Origin of the sequence: Rhizobium esperanzae (genome assembly GCF_014197615.1) — a bacterium.
Classification (GTDB): Bacteria; Pseudomonadota; Alphaproteobacteria; order Rhizobiales; family Rhizobiaceae; genus Rhizobium; species Rhizobium esperanzae_A.
In genome coordinates this window covers 1-15365 of the sequence record NZ_JACIFY010000031.1, presented here as the reverse complement: position 1 = coordinate 15365, position 15365 = coordinate 1, and the positions used below count along the sequence as shown (strand labels likewise).

The following is a 15365-nucleotide window of genomic DNA, read 5'->3' as shown; positions in this document are numbered from 1 at the left end:
CGAAGACGCTTGACAGTGATTCGAGGAAGTGCGATTCTCAGATTGTCCAGATATGAGAAAGGCTTCCGCGGCGGCAACGTTCGGAGGCTTTTTTCTTTTGCGGCCTACTCTCCTGCTTGCAACTTGCCGGCCCGATAGGCTTCGTAAAGCTCATCGAGGCGGCGTGAAATGTAAGCGCCGAAATCCGGCGCATCGCCGGTTTTCAACGCGATCGTGAAGGAATTGCCGGCGCTCTTGATTCGGCCGGCAATCTTGCCGCCGGTCTTCGGCTTCCAGTCATATTCCGTGGCTTCGGGCTTCGCCTCTTTCCTGGCAAGCTCGGCAACCAACAATTCGAAACGGCGGTCGCTTTCTTCGGCTCGGAAATCTTGCGAAGCAATGAGCTTGGCAAGCCGGGCGGCCGTCATCCCGTTCCAGTCCTGGGCAAGCGCCATCCACCTGCGCCGTCCGATGCCGGGTGCTGCGCCGACCGACCTGACGATTTCGGCCGGAATGGCTTTTGCCACGGATAACAGCTTCGACAGCTCGGTTTTGTCAGTCGACAGCGCCTTCATGATCACCGGCCGCTCGAAGCCTTTGAGCTCGAGATTGAAGGCAAAGACGGCGCGCTCGATATAGGAAAGATTGCGCCGCGCTGAATTTTCGATGCCCTGCGCGATGACGACATCGGTATCGTCGAGCTGACGAACGATCGCCTGCACCTTGCGCCCGAGCAGCTTGATGGCCTGCAGCCGGCGATGGCCGTAGGCGATCTGATAGCGCTCCGCGTCATCGGGATGACGGCGAACGAGGATCGGCACTTCCTGGCCGTTCTCGGCAATCGACTGCACCAGCTCGTCCTCGATATCGAGCTGATCGGCAAGGCGGTCGCGGACGAAGGAAGAATCGATCAGATCCGGATCGAGTTCGACGATGCGTTCGCCTGAGAGCAAGGCGGCTTCCATCGCCCTGCTCTCTTCCTCCATGCGGCCGAGGGTCAGCGCCATCGTCCGCACCGGCCCGGCCGATCCGCGTAAAGACGTCTCCTCGTAGTTGGCCGCGGCCAACTCCTGCGCCGTATCGTCGAACAGGCCTTTCAGGCGATCGCGTCTGCTCATGTGCGGCCCCAGGCTTTGTGAATGCCGGCGAGAACCTCGCCATTGGCGGCATTGACCGATTCCAGCGCCCGATCATAGGTCGAGCGCCGCACCTGCCCCTTCTCGATTTCAAAAAGCGTCTGCTTTGTCAGGCCGGCATCGGCAATCGCTGTCGATTTGAGAATGGTTGCCGTCAACACGTCGTCGCCGAAGAGGCTGCGCAGCAAGGCAACGATCTGCGACTGCGGCGCATCGAAAGGCTCGTGACGGGTGACGATGTATTTGATGAAATCATGCTGCAGATCGCCGCCGGCCTTGCGCACGACGGAGAGCAGATCGGACGTCATCAGCAGAAACTGCGACATGGAGGCGACATCGACCATCTGCGGATGGATGGTGATCAGCAGCGACGTGGCGGCGCAGACGGCGCCGAGCGTGAGGTAACCGAGCTGCGGCGGGCAGTCGATCACCACGACGTCGTAATTGGCCTCGACCTCGGCGATGGCAACGCCAACACGGCGGAAGAACAGTTCAGCCGGCTTCTGGCGATCGTTGAGCGCCCTCGGCGTCTCATGTTCGAATTCCATCAGTTCGAGATTGCCCGGCACCAGATCGAGCCCGTCGAAATAGGTCTTGCGAACGATGTCCTTCAGCGGCTTGCGGCCGGCATCGTAGCGGATGGCGCCATAAAGCGTATCGCCGTCGGCAAGATCGAATTCCGGCTGGACGCCGAGCATGGAAGACAGCGAGGCCTGCGGATCGAGATCGATGGCGAGCACCCGGTAACCCTCCAGCGCCAGATACTGCGCCAGATAAAGTGTCGTCGTCGTCTTGGCCGAGCCGCCCTTGAAATTGGTGACGGCAACCGTCTGCAGCTTCTCGCCGGGGCGCCGCCAGGGCAGATAGCTGAGCGCGTCCTTCGGCTTGAGCTTTGCCATATAATGGCGCAATTCATTGATCTGGCCGAGCGTATAGGAGCGCCGGCCGTTCTGGGAAAGCTCCGGCTGCGGGCCCTTGCCATCGAGCGAAAGCTGCCGGAGATAGCCGTCGGAAACGCCGATCATCTGCGCCGCCTCGCCGGAGGAGAATGTGCGCAGCGTCTTCTGCGCGAGCGGCGGGAACAGCTTGTCGCGGAGCAGCTTCAGCTGCCGCGAAAGCTGGTTCGCATGCCGCTCGATCCGCACATCTGTCGTCGATACGCTAATGTTGTCCAAAACACCCAATCCTTTTCGATGCGCTTTTCTGTCAATATAGCGTCAAAAAGCGTATCGAAAGTGACACGATTCGGGATTTGCAGCAAGAATAGCGCTCCAGCGCGTCCACAGGCTCGGTTGGCCGCGGCCAACTCGCTGCCGCGCCCTTGCGGCGAACCGGCTTTTTCGGCAAGACCGCCAGGAATCACGGGAGTATCGGCTTGAGGCATATCCTTATCATCGGCATCGGCACGGGCAACCCGGAGCACGTGACCATACAGGCGATCAATGCGATGAACGCAGCCGATGCGATCTTCCTGCCGGTCAAGGGCGCCGGCAAGGAAGAGCTCGCCGCGGTTCGGCGCGACATCTGCGAACGCTATATCACGCAGCCGGGCGTCAGGATCTCGGAATTCGAGGTGCCGCAACGCCAGACGGCAGACAGAAGCTACGCCCAAAGCGTCGACGCCTGGCATGCCGAGATCGCCCGCATCTATCAAGAGCTGATCTCCAGCCTTCCGGATGACGGCAGCGGCGCCTTTCTCGTCTGGGGCGATCCCAGCCTCTACGACAGCACGATCCGCATCATCGAACGCGTGCGGCAGGCAGCCGGGCTGGATTTCGATTTCAGCGTCGTTCCCGGCATCACCAGCATCCAGGCCCTGGCGGCCAGCCACAAAATCCCGCTCAATCTTGTCGGCAAGCCGATCGAGATCACCACCGGGCGGAGATTGGCGCAGGACGGGCTCCAGGCGGCGTCGACTGTCGTCATGCTCGACGGCGAACAGGCCTTTGCGAAAATCGACGATCCCGATGCCGAGATCTTCTGGGGCGCCTATCTCGGCACCCCGGATGAGATCGTCAGATCCGGACGGCTCGGCGATATCGCCGCCGACATTCTGACGCTGAGGGCGGAGGCCAGGCAACGGCACGGCTGGATCATGGACATCTATCTCCTGCGCAAGGGACAGGATTTCGAGGAATAGCCGGCCAGAACCGTTTCCATCGTGTTTTGCCGCACCGGCTGCGATCATGTAAGACATCGTCAGAGGATTGAGCATGGGCATTGAGGCCGTCACAGCGATCGACAGGACAGGCGAGACAGACCGGCACGGTCGCCCCACGGCGAAAATCCGCGCCCGCGGCGCCTGCCCTGCCCTTGCCGCGCCGATGCCGACCGGTGACGGCCTGCTGGTGCGGCTGCGCCCCGCCGGCGGCGCCTTGACGCTGTCGCAATTTTCAAGCCTTGCCCGCGCCGCTGCCGCACGCGGAAACGGCATTCTCGAGATCACCGCGCGCGGCAATCTGCAGATCCGCGGGCTGCGGGCCGAGACCGTTGGCCAACTCGCTGCCGATATCGATGCCGCCGGGATCACCGTGCCGGACGGGCCGGCGATCGAAATCTCGCCGCTGCACGGCATCGACCCGGAAGAGGCAAGCGACCCGGCGACGATGGAACTGGCATTGCGCGGCACGCTCCGCGATCGCCTCGCCTCGCCGCGGCTTGCGCCGAAACTATCGATCGTCGTCGATGGCGGTGGAGCATTCAATCTGTTGGCACTTTCCGCCGATATTCGTCTCGTCGCCTCGTCTCACGCCGATTGGCTTGTCGCGATCAATGGCGATGGCGAGACGGCAACGCCCGTGTCGGTCGGTCCTGCGGAGGCGGCGATATCGGCCGTCGGCGACATTCTGAGCCTGCTGGCAGCGCTCGGGCAGGGCAGGCGGGCACGGCATATCGATCCGGCGCTTCTGCGGGCACGTTTCCCCGCCATGGATAGCCTTCGCGCCATTCCGTCACGCGCAGCAAGCATGCCGCTTTCCGGCCTGCATCGCCTTGCAGACGGCAAAACCGTACTCGGCATCAGGCCGGAATTCGGACAGATGCGGGCAGCCGATCTGACCGCCCTCATCGATCTCGCCAGCGCCCATGGCGCAGCCGCCATTCGGCTTGCACCCGACCGCGGTTTCTTCCTCATCGGGCTGCCTGCAGATACAGTGCCGGCTATGCAGATCGCAGCAACCAAGCATGGTTTCAGCGCGCAGGCCGGCGAGAGCAGCGAGCATATCGCCGCCTGCGCCGGCGCCGGCGGCTGTGGCTCCGCCTTCTATGAGACAAGAACGCTGGCGCGCCGCATCCTTGCCGCGGCGCCTGCCCTCTTCGACGGTTCGCTGACGCTGCATCTCTCCGGCTGCGCCAAGGGCTGCGCCCATGCCCGGCCGGCGTTGACCCTGACCGGCACGGCCGAAGGTTACGACCTCATCCTCAACGGGCTTGCCGCCGATCGCCCGGATGAACGGATCGCTGGCGGTCGGATCGATTTCGCTATAGAGAGGCTCGCCCGGTCCATCGAAGACAACAGAAGCGCTGGCGAATCGGCTGCCGCCTGCCTTACACGGCTTGGCGCAACCGGCGTTTTAGAGGCGCTGCGACAGGAATAAGTATGCCAGACTACGATTATATCCGCAGCGGCGACGCGATCTACGAGCGTTCCTTCGCGATCATCCGCGCCGAAGCCGATCTTTCTCGCTTCAGCGAAGAGCAGGCCGAAATCGCTGTGCGCATGATCCATGCCTGCGGGCTGGTCGAGGCGGCGGAGCATTTCGTCTTCTCCGCCGATGTCGTCGGTGCGGCGCGCGCCGCACTGAAGACCGGGGCGCCGATCTTCTGCGATGCGGAAATGGTCTCGCACGGCGTGACCCGGGCGCGGCTGCCGGCGCTGAACGAGGTGATCTGCACGCTGCGCGATCCCGCCACGCCTGAATTGGCGCGCGAGACGGGCAATACGCGATCGGCCGCGGCCATGCATCTCTGGCTCGACCGGCTCGGCGGCAGCGTCGTTGCGATCGGCAACGCGCCGACCGCGCTGTTTCACCTGCTCGAACTTCTGCGCGACGGCGCCCCGAAACCGGCGGCGATCCTCGGCATGCCTGTCGGCTTTGTCGGCGCGGCGGAATCGAAGGACGCGCTGGCGGAGAATTCCTATGGCGTTCCCTTTGCCATCGTGCGCGGCCGGCTCGGCGGCAGCGCCATGACGGCGGCTGCGATCAATGCACTGGCGAGGCCCGGCCTATGACGACATCAGGCCGTCTCATCGGCGTCGGCACCGGTCCCGGCGACCCGGAGCTTTTGACCCTCAAGGCCGTCCGGGCCATCGAAGGCGCTGACGTGATTGCCTATTTCGCCAAGCAGGGCAGGGGGGGCAACGGCAAGGCGATCGTCGAGCCGCTGCTGAAACCCGGCATAACGCTGCTGCCGCTCTATTATCCCGTCACCACCGAGATCGACAAAAACGACGAACGCTACCGCAGCCTGATCACGGAGTTCTATGATCGCTCCGCCGAGGCCGTTGCCTTGTATCTCGATGCCGGGCGGACCGTCGCCGTGCTCAGCGAAGGCGATCCGCTGTTCTACGGCTCTTATATGCACCTGCATGTCAGGCTTTCCCAGCGTTACCCGACGGAAGTGATCCCCGGCATCAGCGCCATGTCGGGCTGCTGGTCGCTGGCCGGTCTGCCGATCGTTCAGGGCGACGACGTGCTTTCCGTACTGCCGGGTACGATGGCCGAGCCCGAGCTGACGCGGCGCCTTGCCGATACCCAGGCCGCCGTCATCATGAAGGTCGGCCGCAACCTGCCGAAGATCCGCCGGGCGCTCGCGGCAGCCGGCCGGCTTGCCGAAGCCGTCTATGTCGAGCGCGGCACCATGGCGAATGCGGCGATGGAAAAGCTTGCCGACAGAACCGAGGGCGACGCGCCGTATTTTTCGCTCGTGCTGGTGCCGGGCTGGGAGGGCAGCCGATGAGCGGCTGGCTTTTCGTGATCGGCACCGGTCCCGGCAATCCCGAGCAGATGACGCCGGAAGCGCTGGCCGCCGTCGATCAGGCAACGGATTTCTTCGGTTACGGACCTTATCTCGACAGACTGCAGCTGCGTTCCGATCAGCTGCGCCATGCCTCGGACAATCGCGAAGAGCTGAGCAGGGCAGGCGCCGCACTTTCGATGGCGGCTGACGGTGCCAAGGTCTGCGTCGTCTCCGGCGGCGACCCCGGCGTCTTTGCCATGGCGGCAGCCGTCTGCGAGGCGATCGAGAACGGGCCGGCAGCCTGGCGCGCGGTCGATCTCACCATCCTGCCCGGCATCACGGCGATGCTGGCGGTGGCAGCAAGGGCCGGCGCGCCACTTGGCCACGATTTTTGCGCCATCTCGCTGTCCGACAATCTAAAACCTTGGAATATCATAGAAAAACGTCTTGAACTGGCGGCGAAGGCAGGCTTTGTCATCGCCCTTTATAATCCGATCAGCCGGGCGCGGCCCTGGCAGCTCGGCGACGCCTTCAAGCTGTTGCGCGACCATCTGCCCGCAACGACGCCGGTTATTTTCGGCCGGGCGGCCGGACGGCCGGATGAGCGCATCGCGGTACAGCCGCTGGCGCAGGCCGATGCCGCGATTGCCGATATGGCCACCTGCATCATCATCGGCTCGGCCGAGACGCGCATCGTCACGCGGCCCGGCCGGCCGGATCTCGTCTATACCCCGCGTTTCATGGCGGAGGGGAAGAGGTGATCGATCGCCGCCAGCGCCGCCTCGACAGTGTCGACCGTCCTGACAGTGGAGGCCGTTGCGCGCGCCACCATCAGCACCTCGATGCCGAGCAGGCGGGCTGCCTCGATCTTCGCATAGGTGGCGGTCCCGCCGCTGTTCTTGGCAATGATAACGTCGATGCCGTGCTGCTTCAGCAAGGCGCTTTCGCCTTCCAGGGTGAACGGGCCGCGATCGAGGACGTAGTCGACATTGGCAAGCGCCGGCGGCGGTTCGACGGGATCGACGCTGCGGATGAGATAATGATGCTGCGGCGCCGCTTCCGCATGATGCGCGCCCTGCCGGCCCGTCGCCAGGAAGACATGGCGAGGGGAGGGGCCGAGTGCCGCGACGGCAGCCGGAATGCTCCGCACGTCCCGCCAGCGGTCGTCCGGCAGACGCTGCCATTCTGGACGGCAGAGAGCGATTGCAGCAAGACCGGTCGCCTCGGCCGCAAAGGCGGCATTGGCGGAAATATGCTCGGCGAAGGGATGCGTGGCGTCGATCAGCAGATCATATCCACCGGCCTTCAGGAAATCGGCAAGCGCCGCCGCACCGCCAAAACCGCCGATACGAACCGGAACCGGCTGAGCGGCCGGTTTCTCCGTGCGTCCGGCCAGCGACAGAAGAATATCGCAATCTCCCCGAGCCGCCAGCGCTTCGGCGAGCAGGCGCGCTTCACCGGTGCCGCCGAGGATCAGAATGCGAGGTCTTCCCATGTCTGATGTCTCTCCTGCCGGCGGCCTGTGCTGGCTGACTATTATCGGCATCGGCGAAGATGGTCCAGAAGGGCTCGGCGAAGAGGCAAAGAGGCTGATCGCAAGCGCATCCGCCGTCTTCGGCGGCGCGCGGCACCATGGGCTTGCCGCCTCGATGATATCGGGCGAGAGACTTTCCTGGCAGAGCCCGTTCGAGCGCTCGATCGATGCCGTCCTTCAAAGGCGCGGCACGCCCGTCGTCGTGCTCGCCTCCGGCGACCCGTTTCTCTACGGCGTCGGCGCAACGCTTTCCCGCCATGTGGCGGCGGCAGAGATGCGCACCATCCCCGCGCCCTCGGCCTTCAGCCTTGCCGCCTCCCGCCTTGGCTGGCCGCTGCAGGATGCCACGACGATTTCGCTGCATGGCAGGCCGATCGACCTGATCCGGCCGCATCTGCATCCCGGGCGGCGCATCATCGCCTTGACCTCGGACGAGAAGGGGCCGCGCGAGCTGGCAACCTTGCTCGCCGCAACCGGCTTCGGTCAGTCGCAACTGACCGTGCTCGAAGCGCTTGGCGGCGATCGGGAACGGCAGAGAAGCGTCGTGGCGGCGGATTTCGATCTTGTGGACATCGATCCCCTCAACGTCTGCGCCCTAGAGGTCGCGACAGGGGAGGGGGCTCGCATCCTGCCTTTCAGCCCCGGGCTCGAGGACGATCTCTTCGAGCATGACGGACAGATCACCAAGCGCGAAATCCGGGCGATGACGCTGTCGGCGCTGGCGCCATGCCATGGTCAACTGCTCTGGGATATCGGCGCCGGTTCGGGATCGATCGGCATCGAATGGATGCTGGCCGATCCCAGCCTGAAGACGATCGCCATCGAGCAATCGCCGGAGCGGGCCGCCCGCATCGCCCGCAACGCGCCGGCTTTCGGCGTGCCGCATCTTGCCGTCATTGAAGGTGCTGCACCCGCTGCGCTGGCGGGCTTGCCGCAACCCGACACGATCTTCCTCGGCGGCGGCGGCAGCGAGCCCGGCGTCATCGATGCCGCGATTGCCGCGCTGAGGCGGGGAGGGCGGCTGGTCGCCAATGCCGTGACGCTGGAGATGGAGGCCGTGCTGCTTTCGGAACACGCAAAACGCGGCGGCTCGCTGACACGCATCGAAATATCGCGCGCCGCGCCGGTCGGCAGCATGAGCGGCTGGCGGCCGGCCATGCCGGTGACGCAGTGGCGCTGGACGAAAGGATAACGGCATGAAGGTGCATTTCATCGGCGCAGGGCCAGGGGCTGCGGATCTGATCACGGTGCGCGGCCGCGATCTCATCGGCCAATGCCCGGTCTGCCTCTATGCCGGCTCGATCGTCTCGCCGGATCTGCTGCAATATTGCCCGGCGGATGCGCGCATCGTCGATACCGCGCCGATGTCGCTCGACGAGATCGAGGCGGAATATCTCAGCGCCGCTGCGGCCGGCCAGGATGTTGCCCGCCTGCATTCCGGCGATCTTTCGGTCTGGAGCGCGGTCGCCGAGCAGGTGCGCCGGCTCGAAAAACACGGTATCGCCTATACGATGACGCCGGGTGTGCCGGCCTTTGCCGCGGCAGCCTCGGTGCTCGGGCGCGAGCTGACGATCCCGGCCATCGCCCAAAGCCTGGTGCTCACCCGCGTTTCCGGCCGCGCCTCGCCGATGCCGAACGACGAGACGCTCGCCAAATTCGGCGCGACCGGCGCCACACTCGCGATCCATCTGGCAATCCATGCGCTGAAGCAGGTTGTGGAAGAGTTGACGCCGCTCTACGGCGCCGATTGCCCGGTCGCGATCGTCGTCAAGGCCTCCTGGCCGGACGAGCGTATCCTGCGCGGCACCCTTGCCGATATCGAGGCAAAGGTTGCAGCCGAACCGATCGAACGCACGGCGATCATCTTCGTCGGCCCGTCGCTTTCAGCGGAAGATTTCCGTGAGAGCTCGCTCTACGATCCGGCCTATCAGCGCCGGTTCCGAGGGCGGGACCACTTTTAAAGTTGGCCGCCCCGGCGGCGCGGCAGGCCTCAGACCCCCGCGGTCAGATACTCCATGCTGGCGCGAAGCACGCCGGCCGGGTCCTTGACCGCATGCACCTCGGCTGCGAAGGGCTCGAAGGAGAACGGGCCGCTATAGCCCGCCTGCAGCAGCGCCTTGATCTGCCCGGCATTGTCGAGCCGGTCGTCGGCGCCGACGAGCACACGATGGGAATCGCGCATGTCGGCGACGGAAACGGCAGGGTCGCTGACGCCCGAAATGTGCACGAGACCGGCAAGCTCCGGGAAGGTCGCGGCTTCGCCGGCAAGGTGATGGTGGAAGGTGTCGTGGACGAGTTTGAAGGTCGATTGTGCGCCGAGCTCCCTGATCGCCTCGGCCGCCTCGGTCTTCGAGCGCAGCGAGCAGATCGCGAAACCGAGCGGCTCGACGAGGCCAGTGATGCCGGCTTTATCAAGCATCGGCTTCAGCGCCGTCAGAGACCGGCGCAGATTGGTCTGGCGTTCGCCGTCGGCGCAGCCGGTGCCGTCGTTCTTCGGAACGAGGACCAGCGCCTTGGCGCCGCAGGCGCTCGCATAATCGATCAGTTCCTGCGCTTGCCCGGCGCGCGTTTCATTCCATTCGTTGAAGCGCTGCAGGGCGTTGATCGAAATGATCGTCAGCCCGTGGCGGGCGGCGGCTTCTCTGATCGCTTCCGGTTTGGTGCCGTCGAGAATGGCATTGCCGGAAAGGTCGTTGCGGATCTCGACCGCATCGATGCCGAGCGACTTTGCCAGCGCGAAGAATTCATCGATAGCGAGCGACGGCGCGGCCATATGGTTGAGCGCAAAGCGGATCGAAGTCATGACGGATATCTCCTCCTCGTCTCCGCGACATCAGCGGAGCGGTTCCTCGTGAATGGGTGAGCGAATCTCTATCGGAATTCGCAGGCCAATCCATCCGTCATCGCCAGCGTCGGCTCTCATTCCTGATAGAATTTCGGCCGAAATGATAGAATTCCATCATTCCTCAGATATTCTCTGAAAGGTAGATGTCGAAGGGCAGGAAGGACTGACCGGGGATGGCGGCTTCGCTGTTTTCGATCGCATCCTTCATCAGCACCATCAATTCCTGACAGAGCCCGGGCAGGGGAGTGCCGATCGCCATGGCGACGATGTCATCGGCAAGACCGGCCTTGCTGTCGGGCGTCAGTTCGTTGACCACGAGCACGACCTTGCCGCCGAGGCTCTCTTCGCGGAACGCCGAGATTGCCCCTTCCATGCCGCCGCCGCAGATATAAAGCCCGACAAGATCGGGATGCTTCTGCAGCAATGTCAACGTCGCCTCATGCGTGATCTCAGGCGTATCCAGGTTGATCAGCGTGTCGATGACGTCGAACTCCGGGGCATTTTCGCGGAAATAGGAGCGGAAACCGATTTCCCGCAGTTCATGACCATGGAAACGATGGCTGCCGACGAAACAAGCGACCTTGCCGGGCTTGCGCGCCGTCCGCGCGATCAACCAGGCGGCGGTGCGGCCGACCTTGCGGTTGTTGACGCCGATATAGCCGGTGCGTACGCCTGAGGCGAAATCCGAGAGCAGCGAGAAGACCGGGACGCCTTTTTCCTTCAGCTCCTCGATGGCGGCCGTGACCGCGGGATAATCGGGCGCAACCAGGGCAACCGCCTGGTTGCGGGCACCGAGAGCCTTGAGCTTCTCGACGATCGCCGCCGGCGTGGCGGCTGAGGGAAAGTCGATCTGCGTCTGGATGCGGGCGTTCGTGACAGCGCGGGCCGCCGCTTCGATCTCGCGGGCGAACGCCTGGTAGAACTGCTGCGTTGGTTTCTGCAGCAGAAAGGCGAGCTTGTATTGCGGCAGGTCCTCGAAAACACGCTGCCGGATCAGGCCGACGGCGTGATAGCCGATCGACTGCGCCGCGTCATAAACCCGCCGCGCCGTTTCCTCCCGCACGCGGTGGCGGGCATTGAGAACCCGGTCGACGGTGGCAACGCTGACGCCGGAGGCGCGGGCAAGATCGGATATGGTGGGACGGCGCATGAGTTTTCCTGATGGATTCGATCATTTCTGCAAGCCACTTCTGATGGCTTTTGATAGAATATATCAAGCCTGCATTGAGCCTCTTCCGAAGTCAACCTATTCTCTCGGCAACGGCATAACGGGAGGCGGATAATGGCGATCGAGGCAAAGAAACGGGACTACGACCTGCTCGGCGAAAGCGGCCGCACCGCCGTCGAGACAGGGCTGGCGGCAGCGCAGTGGTATCATACCGACATTCCGCGCAAGGAGATGAAGGCGCTGATGCAGCGCTCCGACGCGCCGGCAATCCGTGACACCGTCATCTGGCTCGGCAGCATGATCATCTTTGCCGGGCTCGGCATCTATTTCTGGGGCTCCTGGGTCGCGCTGCCCTTCTTCCTCGCCTACGGCGTGCTCTACGGCTCGGCCTCCGACAGCCGCTGGCACGAATGCGGTCACGGCACCGCCTTCAAGACGCGTTGGATGAACGATGCCGTCTACCAGATCGCCTGCTTCATGATCATGCGCAATCCGGTGACCTGGCGCTGGAGCCATACGCGCCATCACACCGATACCGTCATCGTCGGCCGCGATCCCGAAATCGCCGTCATGCGGCCGCCCGATCTCTTCCGGCTGGTCCTCAACTTCTTCGGCATTCTCGATGCCTGGCATGCGATCGTCGACATGCTGCGCAACGCTTTCGGCGTCATCAGCCCGGCAGAAAAGACCTTCATTCCCGAGATGGAGCAGCCGAAGGCAATCCGCTTTGCCCGCATCTGGCTGGCGATCTATGTCGTCACCATCGCCGCCGCGGTCGCCATGGGCTCGATCCTGCCGCTGATGCTGATCGGCCTGCCGCGCCTCTACGGCGCCTGGCACCATGTGATGACCGGGCTCCTGCAGCATGGCGGCCTGGCCGACAACGTCATCGACCACCGGCTGAACAGCCGCACGGTCTACATGAACCCGATCAGCCGCTTCATCTATTGGAACATGAACTATCACGTCGAACACCACATGTTCCCGATGGTGCCCTATCACGCGCTGCCGAGGCTGCACGCGATGATCAAGCACGACCTGCCGGCGCCGAATCCGTCGATCCTGTCCGGCTACCGCGAGATGATCCCGGCCTTCCTGCGCCAGCTGCGCAACGAGGATTATTTCCTGAGACGCGAACTGCCGGCCACAGCGCGGCCCTATCGCGAAGAATTCCACAACGAGCTGGCCCCGGCCGCGCAATAATCGAGGGAGGATAAGATGAGCGGAAACTGGATCGAAGTCTGCGCCAAGGACGAAATCGACGAAGAGGATGTCATCCGCTTCGATCACGGCGGACGCACCTTCGCGGTCTATCGCAGCCCGGATGACGAATTCTTCGCCACCGACGGTCTCTGCACCCATGAACATATCCATCTCGCCGACGGGCTTGTCATGGATGAGATCATCGAATGCCCGAAACATAACGGCCGCTTCAACTACAAGACGGGCGAAGCCAAGGGCGCGCCGGTCTGCGTCAACCTCAAGACCTATCCGGTCAAGGTCGAAGGCGGCAGCGTCTTCATCTCGGTCTGAGGGAGGCTGACGTGGCTCATTTCGTCATCATCGGAGCCGGCGAATGCGGCGCGCGTGCCGCATTCGCCTTACGCGAAAAAGGTTTTGACGGCGAAATAACGCTTGTCGGCGCCGAACCCCTCCATCCCTATGAGCGGCCGCCGCTGTCGAAGGCCGGGGCCGCCGATGCAAGCGATCCGAAATTCATCGCAGCAGCGGAAAAATACGCCGAGAGCGGCATCCGGCTGCTGACCGGCCTGGAAGCCAGGGATTTCGATAGATCCTCCAAAACCGTCACACTTTCGGACGGGACGACGCTCTCCTATGACAAGCTTCTGTTGGCGACGGGTGCAAGCGCCCGGTCCTTCCCCGGCGCGCCGGAAAACAGCCCGCATATCCGCGCGCTAAGGACGCATCACGATGCGGCGGCGCTGCGCGGCGTGATGAAGCCGGGGAACCATATCGCCATCATCGGCGGCGGCTTCATCGGGCTGGAACTGGCGGCAACGGCACGCCTGCTCGGCGCCAAGGTCACTGTCGTCGAGGGGCTGGAGCGGGTGCTGAAGCGCGGCGTGCCGGAGGAGATCGCGCATCTCCTGACCGAACGCCATCGCGCCGAAGGCGTCGATATCCGCTGCGGTGTGTCGATCGAGGCGCTAACCGCGGAAGGCGGAAAAGCCGTGATCAGATTGTCGGGCGGCGAGGTGACCGAAGCCGATCTCGTGCTTGTCGGCATCGGCGCCCGGCCGAATGTCGAGATCGCCGAAAGGGCAGGGCTCGCAATCGACAACGGCATATCAGTCGATATCCATCTGCAGACCTCGGCGCTTGACGTTTTTGCCGCCGGCGACTGCTGCTCCTTTCCGCTGCCGATCTATGGCGGCCGGCGGGTGCGGCTCGAATCCTGGCGCAATGCCCAGGAGCAGGGCACATTGGCCGCGGCCAACATGCTCGGTCTCGATGAGGCCGTTTCATCCGTGCCGTGGTTCTGGTCGGATCAATACGACATGACGCTGCAGATTGCAGGCCTTGCCGAAGGGGCCGCCACGCATCAGCGCCGCGAACTCGGCGCAGGCGCCTTCATCCTGTTCCATCTCGATGCCGGCGGGCGGTTGATTGCCGCCAGCGGCATCGGCCCCGGCAATGCGGTGGCACGTGATATCCGTCTCGCCGAAATGCTGATCGCAGCCGGCGCCCATCCGGATCCAGCTGCACTCGCAGCCAGCGACATCAAACTGAAATCCCTGCTCGCCGCCTGAGCCGGCCGATAAATATTCAAAGGAATTGACGATGAAGAAACATAGACGCGCGACCGTCGCCGATCTGCTTGCGGAAAAGGGCAAACGCCAGCTCACCATGCTGCGCGTCACCTCGCTGGAGGAGGCGGAAGCCGCCGAAAAAGCGGGCATCGACATCGTCTCGGTGCCGCCTTCGCTGCTCGGCCCGGTGTTCCGCGAGATCGCACCGACGCCCTTTGCCATTCCGGGTCTCGAATATGGCGATCACGTCTCGGCCGAGGACTATCTCCGTGCCGCTTTTGCGGCGCTGAAGGCCGGCGGCGATGCGGTCTATTGCGCCGCAAGCCTGCAGACGATCCGGCGCATGCGCGACGAGGGCATCCCGGTCTGCGGCCATCTCGGCCTGATCCCGTCGAAGGCGACCTGGACCGGCGGTTTCCGCGCCGTCGGCAAGACGGCGGCCAGTGCCGCCGAAATCTGGCGGCAGACCAAGGCACTGGAAGAGGCCGGCGCCTTCGCCGCCGAAATCGAAGTCGTGCCTGGCGATGTCGCTGCCGCCATCAGCAGCAACACCGCGATGCTGATGATCTCCATGGGGGCCGGCAGCGGCTGCGACGCCCAATATCTCTTCGCAGACGACGTGCTCGGCGCCAATCGTGACCATTATCCGCGCCACGCCAAGGTCTACCGCAACTTCGCCGCCGAACACGACCGCCTGCAGCGCGAACGCATCGCCGCCTTTACGGAATTCGCTGGGGATGTCCGGAGCGGTGCCTACCCGGAAAAGCGCCATTGCGTCGGCATCGATGAGGGGGAATTGAAGGTTTTTCTGGAGGGGCTGCGGAGGGAAACGGGCAATAATTAGTATCCACTTGCTCGACGCTTCCCCTTCTCCCCGCTGGGGCTATCAGATTCACACATTGTCGAAAGCGGCGAGGAGGAGGCCTACGCCGCGCTTGGCGGCTTGGAACTGTTGCCATCCGTCGAGTATGAC

At 63.9% G+C, this 15365-nt stretch carries 16 protein-coding genes; 11 read left to right on the top strand and 5 right to left on the bottom strand.

From position 1 onward, the window contains the following. Positions 1–104 precede the first annotated feature (104 nt). Positions 105–1097: a plasmid partitioning protein RepB gene (gene repB / locus GGD57_RS27905; RefSeq protein ID WP_184473405.1), complete on the bottom strand. Its 993-nt coding sequence runs from the start codon at positions 1095–1097 to the stop codon at positions 105–107. Then, positions 1094–2290 (bottom strand): plasmid partitioning protein RepA, encoded by a 1197-nt coding sequence (gene repA, locus GGD57_RS27900; protein WP_184473404.1) that lies wholly within the window; start codon positions 2288–2290, stop codon positions 1094–1096. The genes repB and repA overlap by 4 nt, the downstream gene beginning before the upstream one ends. A 200-nt stretch (positions 2291–2490) precedes the next feature. On the opposite strand from repA, the gene cobF reads away from it, so the two are divergent. From cobF to GGD57_RS27875, 5 genes are all read left to right on the top strand, one after another. Beyond that, positions 2491–3255: a precorrin-6A synthase (deacetylating) gene (gene cobF, locus GGD57_RS27895; RefSeq protein ID WP_184473403.1), complete on the top strand. Its 765-nt coding sequence runs from the start codon at positions 2491–2493 to the stop codon at positions 3253–3255. 73 nt (positions 3256–3328) lie between these two features. Continuing rightward, positions 3329–4711: a precorrin-3B synthase gene (cobG, locus tag GGD57_RS27890; RefSeq protein ID WP_184473402.1), complete on the top strand. Its 1383-nt coding sequence runs from the start codon at positions 3329–3331 to the stop codon at positions 4709–4711. A gap of 2 nt (positions 4712–4713) precedes the next feature. Further along, positions 4714–5346, top strand: a complete 633-nt coding sequence (locus GGD57_RS27885; RefSeq protein WP_184473401.1) for a precorrin-8X methylmutase — start codon at positions 4714–4716, stop codon at positions 5344–5346. Further along, complete coding sequence (locus GGD57_RS27880) at positions 5343–6074, top strand: precorrin-2 C(20)-methyltransferase (RefSeq protein ID WP_184473400.1); 732 nt, start codon at positions 5343–5345, stop codon at positions 6072–6074. Before GGD57_RS27885 ends, GGD57_RS27880 begins: the two co-directional genes overlap by 4 nt. Then, positions 6071–6835: a precorrin-3B C(17)-methyltransferase gene (locus GGD57_RS27875; RefSeq protein WP_184473399.1), complete on the top strand. Its 765-nt coding sequence runs from the start codon at positions 6071–6073 to the stop codon at positions 6833–6835. The genes GGD57_RS27880 and GGD57_RS27875 overlap by 4 nt, the downstream gene beginning before the upstream one ends. On the opposite strand, the gene GGD57_RS27870 is transcribed toward GGD57_RS27875, so the two are convergent. After that, on the bottom strand, positions 6799–7569 hold the full coding sequence (locus GGD57_RS27870; protein ID WP_184473398.1) for a cobalt-precorrin-6A reductase: 771 nt from the start codon (positions 7567–7569) through the stop codon (positions 6799–6801). The two genes, GGD57_RS27875 and GGD57_RS27870, sit on opposite strands and share 37 nt — an antisense overlap. Here GGD57_RS27870 and cbiE point away from each other — a divergent pair. Beyond that, positions 7568–8800, top strand: a complete 1233-nt coding sequence (cbiE, locus tag GGD57_RS27865; protein WP_184473397.1) for a precorrin-6y C5,15-methyltransferase (decarboxylating) subunit CbiE — start codon at positions 7568–7570, stop codon at positions 8798–8800. The genes GGD57_RS27870 and cbiE overlap by 2 nt on opposite strands. Positions 8801–8804: 4 nt before the next feature. Next, positions 8805–9569: a precorrin-4 C(11)-methyltransferase gene (gene cobM / locus GGD57_RS27860; protein WP_184473396.1), complete on the top strand. Its 765-nt coding sequence runs from the start codon at positions 8805–8807 to the stop codon at positions 9567–9569. Positions 9570–9598: 29 nt separating this feature from the next. Here the strand turns inward: cobM and GGD57_RS27855 are convergent, their stop codons facing one another. Together GGD57_RS27855 and GGD57_RS27850 are read right to left on the bottom strand one after the other, a co-directional pair. Continuing rightward, positions 9599–10411, bottom strand: coding sequence for a TIM barrel protein (locus GGD57_RS27855; protein WP_184473395.1), 813 nt, complete (start codon positions 10409–10411; stop codon positions 9599–9601). A 163-nt stretch (positions 10412–10574) separates the two neighbouring features. After that, positions 10575–11603, bottom strand: a complete 1029-nt coding sequence (locus GGD57_RS27850; RefSeq protein ID WP_184473394.1) for a LacI family DNA-binding transcriptional regulator — start codon at positions 11601–11603, stop codon at positions 10575–10577. A gap of 132 nt (positions 11604–11735) precedes the next feature. Between GGD57_RS27850 and GGD57_RS27845 the strand changes: the two genes are divergently transcribed. Genes GGD57_RS27845 through GGD57_RS27830 form a run of 4 tightly spaced genes read left to right on the top strand, consistent with a single transcriptional unit; the run spans position 11736 to position 15236 of the window. Further along, positions 11736–12824: a fatty acid desaturase family protein gene (locus GGD57_RS27845; RefSeq protein WP_184473393.1), complete on the top strand. Its 1089-nt coding sequence runs from the start codon at positions 11736–11738 to the stop codon at positions 12822–12824. A gap of 15 nt (positions 12825–12839) precedes the next feature. Next, complete coding sequence (locus GGD57_RS27840) at positions 12840–13154, top strand: MocE family 2Fe-2S type ferredoxin (RefSeq protein ID WP_184473392.1); 315 nt, start codon at positions 12840–12842, stop codon at positions 13152–13154. Positions 13155–13165: 11 nt separating this feature from the next. Next, positions 13166–14392 (top strand): FAD-dependent oxidoreductase, encoded by a 1227-nt coding sequence (locus tag GGD57_RS27835; RefSeq protein ID WP_184473391.1) that lies wholly within the window; start codon positions 13166–13168, stop codon positions 14390–14392. Positions 14393–14423: 31 nt separating this feature from the next. Next, positions 14424–15236 (top strand): 3-methyl-2-oxobutanoate hydroxymethyltransferase, encoded by an 813-nt coding sequence (locus tag GGD57_RS27830; RefSeq protein ID WP_184473390.1) that lies wholly within the window; start codon positions 14424–14426, stop codon positions 15234–15236. Positions 15237–15365: the final 129 nt, after the last annotated feature.

Excerpts from the sequence above, each read along its gene's own strand:
- cobG (WP_184473402.1), top strand. The coding sequence starts at position 3,329 with ATGGGCATTGAGGCCGTCACAGCGATCGACAGGACAGGCGAGACAGAC.
- cobM (WP_184473396.1), top strand. The coding sequence starts at position 8,805 with ATGAAGGTGCATTTCATCGGCGCAGGGCCAGGGGCTGCGGATCTGATC.
- GGD57_RS27875 (WP_184473399.1), top strand. The coding sequence starts at position 6,071 with ATGAGCGGCTGGCTTTTCGTGATCGGCACCGGTCCCGGCAATCCCGAG.
- repB (WP_184473405.1), bottom strand. The coding sequence starts at position 1,097 with ATGAGCAGACGCGATCGCCTGAAAGGCCTGTTCGACGATACGGCGCAG.
- GGD57_RS27870 (WP_184473398.1), bottom strand. The coding sequence starts at position 7,569 with ATGGGAAGACCTCGCATTCTGATCCTCGGCGGCACCGGTGAAGCGCGC.
- GGD57_RS27885 (WP_184473401.1), top strand. The coding sequence starts at position 4,714 with ATGCCAGACTACGATTATATCCGCAGCGGCGACGCGATCTACGAGCGT.
- GGD57_RS27830 (WP_184473390.1), top strand. The coding sequence starts at position 14,424 with ATGAAGAAACATAGACGCGCGACCGTCGCCGATCTGCTTGCGGAAAAG.
- cbiE (WP_184473397.1), top strand. The coding sequence starts at position 7,568 with ATGTCTGATGTCTCTCCTGCCGGCGGCCTGTGCTGGCTGACTATTATC.
- GGD57_RS27880 (WP_184473400.1), top strand. The coding sequence starts at position 5,343 with ATGACGACATCAGGCCGTCTCATCGGCGTCGGCACCGGTCCCGGCGAC.
- GGD57_RS27850 (WP_184473394.1), bottom strand. The coding sequence starts at position 11,603 with ATGCGCCGTCCCACCATATCCGATCTTGCCCGCGCCTCCGGCGTCAGC.
- GGD57_RS27840 (WP_184473392.1), top strand. The coding sequence starts at position 12,840 with ATGAGCGGAAACTGGATCGAAGTCTGCGCCAAGGACGAAATCGACGAA.
- GGD57_RS27845 (WP_184473393.1), top strand. The coding sequence starts at position 11,736 with ATGGCGATCGAGGCAAAGAAACGGGACTACGACCTGCTCGGCGAAAGC.
- GGD57_RS27855 (WP_184473395.1), bottom strand. The coding sequence starts at position 10,411 with ATGACTTCGATCCGCTTTGCGCTCAACCATATGGCCGCGCCGTCGCTC.